A 2524-nucleotide genomic window follows, 5' to 3' on the forward strand; every position below is an offset into this window, starting at 1 on the left:
CGCTCTGTCCATCGTTGACGACGCATTGACTTCGGTGAACTCCTCGCGTGCCGACATGGGTGCGATCCAGAACCGCTTCACCTCCACCATCGCCAGCCTGAACACCACCTCGGAAAACCTGTCGGCCTCGCGTAGCCGTATCCGCGACACCGACTACGCCAAGGAAACCGCTGAACTGACCCGCACGCAGATCCTGCAGCAGGCCGGTACCGCGATGCTGGCCCAGGCCAACCAGTCGCCGTCCAGCGTGATGAGCCTGCTGCAGGGCTGATCCCCCGCACCGGTTCATGCAACACCACGGAAAGGCCGCCTTCGGGCGGCCTTTCTGCGTGTGGGCGAGAGCGGAATCACGCCCCCGTTGACATTGGCGAAAAAACTTTTCGCGCAGTCCCTAAAGGTCTGGCGCGGGGTGTCGTTATTGGTATCAACGGGGCACAACACCCCAGCGGTCCTCCCCCGGGGACCTCCCCTTTCCAGCACCAGATACAACTCTCGGAGAACGGCAATGGCACAAGTCATCAACACCAACGTGATGTCCCTGAACGCACAGCGCAACCTGTCGACCAGCGGCTCCAGCCTCGCCACCACCATCCAGCGCCTGTCCTCGGGCCTGCGCATCAACAGCGCCAAGGACGACGCCGCCGGCCTGGCGATCTCCGAGCGTTTCAGCACGCAGATCCGCGGCCTGGACGTTGCCGTGCGCAACGCCAACGACGGCATCTCGCTGGCCCAGACCGCCGAAGGCGCGATGGTTGAAATCGGTAATAACCTGCAGCGCATCCGCGAGCTGTCGGTGCAGTCGGCCAATGCTACCAATTCCAGCAGCGACCGCGAGGCACTGGATGCCGAAGTCAAGCAGCTGACCTCGGAAATCGACCGCGTTGCCCGCCAGACCAACTTCAACGGCACCAACCTGCTGGACGGCACGTTCTCCGGCGCCCTGTTCCAGGTGGGTGCTGATTCGGGCCAGACGATCGGCATCAGCAGCGTTGTAAACGCCCGCACCAGCTCGTTGGGTTCGGGTCTGTTCGCTGCAACGCAGACGAGCACTGCCGCAGTGGTGGCTGATGCTGCGGAGTCGGACGGCAAGATCACCGGCATGGAGATCAATGGCGTCGCCATCGCTGATGTGAGCTTCAAGGCCGGCGCAACAGCCAGCGACATCAACAACGGCATCGTCAACGCGATCAATGACAAGATGGACCAGACCGGCGTCTACGCCAAGCTGGACAAGGACGGCAATCTGGAGCTCACCTCGCTGAAGTCGGGCAAGGATTTCACCTTCACCGCCGGCACTGCCGACGGCGGCGGCACTCCGGACGCTGACCCCGCCAATCCGCCGGCCGATCTGGCCATTGACTTCGCTGGTATCGGCGGCACTGCCACCGCGGTTGTCGCTTCGGAGAAGAAGACCGTCGCCGACCTGGACATCACCACGGTGGAAGGCGCCCAGCGCGCTCTGTCCATCGTTGACGATGCATTGACTTCGGTGAACTCCTCGCGTGCCGACATGGGTGCGATCCAGAACCGCTTCACCTCCACCATCGCCAGCCTGAACACCACCTCGGAAAATCTGTCGGCCTCGCGCAGCCGTATCCGCGACACCGACTACGCCAAGGAAACCGCTGAACTGACCCGCACGCAGATCCTGCAGCAGGCCGGTACCGCGATGCTGGCCCAGGCCAACCAGTCGCCGTCCAGCGTGATGAGCCTGCTGCAGGGCTGATCCCTGCCCCGTTTCAGGCAACACAGAAAGGCCGCCTTCGGGCGGCCTTTCTGCGTCTGCAGCTCCGGGCTCTGGCAGTAACGCGAGCGCATGAACACGACCTGCAGAACACCGCAAATCCCCGCTAAAGACAGTTGACATGTCGCCGTTATTGATATCAGCCGAGGCATTAAAACTGCAACGGCCCCTCCTACGGGAGGCCTCTCAACCGTCGGCGACATCATCGCCACCAGGAGCAAGAAAATGGCACAAGTCATCAATACCAACGTGATGTCGCTGAACGCCCAGCGCAACCTGTCCACCAGCGGTTCCAGCCTGGCCACCACCATCCAGCGCCTGTCCTCAGGCCTGCGCATCAACAGCGCCAAGGACGACGCCGCCGGCCTGGCGATCTCCGAGCGTTTCAGCACCCAGATCCGCGGTCTGGACGTTGCCGTGCGCAACGCCAACGACGGCATCTCGCTGGCCCAGACCGCCGAAGGCGCGATGGTTGAAATCGGCAATAACCTGCAGCGCATCCGCGAGCTGTCGGTGCAGTCGGCCAACGCTACCAATTCCAGCAGCGACCGCGAGGCACTGGATGCCGAAGTCAAGCAGCTGACCTCGGAAATCGACCGCGTTGCCCGCCAGACCAACTTCAACGGCACCAGCCTGCTGGACGGCACGTTCTCCGGCGCCCTGTTCCAGGTTGGCGCGGATGCAGGCCAGACCATTGGCATCAACTCGATCGTCAATGCCCGCACCAGCTCGCTGGGTTCGGGTCTGTTCGCCGCAACGCAGACGAGCACTGCCGCAGTG

Annotated in this window: 3 protein-coding genes; all 3 read left to right on the plus strand. The window is 63.1% G+C overall.

What is annotated here, in order from left to right; genetic code table 11:
• Positions 1-271 (plus strand): flagellin (locus A7X97_RS10705; RefSeq protein WP_281268028.1); only part of this gene is annotated, 271 nt, incomplete at its 5' end.
• A 234-nt stretch (positions 272-505) separates the two neighbouring features.
• On the plus strand, positions 506-1726 hold the full coding sequence (locus A7X97_RS10710) for a flagellin (RefSeq protein WP_111007911.1): 1221 nt from the start codon (positions 506-508) through the stop codon (positions 1724-1726).
• Between the two features lie 243 nt (positions 1727-1969).
• Positions 1970-2524 (plus strand): flagellin N-terminal helical domain-containing protein (locus A7X97_RS10715; protein ID WP_484359361.1); only part of this gene is annotated, 555 nt, incomplete at its 3' end.

Source organism: Stenotrophomonas sepilia (assembly GCF_003244875.1).
Taxonomy (GTDB): domain Bacteria; phylum Pseudomonadota; class Gammaproteobacteria; order Xanthomonadales; family Xanthomonadaceae; genus Stenotrophomonas; species Stenotrophomonas sepilia.

Bases quoted from the DNA above. Each gene is read 5' to 3' on its own strand.
- A7X97_RS10710 (WP_111007911.1), top strand. From the start codon at position 506: ATGGCACAAGTCATCAACACCAACGTGATGTCCCTGAACGCACAGCGC.